General features: G+C 35.9%; 1 protein-coding gene. It reads right to left on the minus strand.

Annotated elements, in window-relative coordinates; genetic code table 11:
- Nucleotides 1–248: hypothetical protein (locus HFD15_RS14130; protein ID WP_167593840.1), on the minus strand; the 248-nt coding region annotated here is incomplete at both ends.

A 248-nucleotide genomic window follows, 5' to 3' on the forward strand; every position in this document is an offset into this window, starting at 1 on the left:
TTGTTGTATCGGTCATAAATCCATCATTCAAATTGTCCGCATTAATTGTGGTGAAACTTGCATTTTTTACCCAACTACTTGCATTTGAACCTTTAATTAGTATGCGACTATAACTAATATCTTGATTAATCCATGAATAAAAAGTCTGTAGAACCCACGAATTTGGGTTGGTTTTATCACCAAAAGGTTCAACAACTAAGAACCCACTTGCTGTCCCGACGTCAGAAGGTTTGTTAGTAGCTGTTGTT

Source organism: Lactococcus sp. EKM203L (assembly GCF_011800585.1).
GTDB lineage: Bacteria > Bacillota > Bacilli > Lactobacillales > Streptococcaceae > Lactococcus > Lactococcus lactis.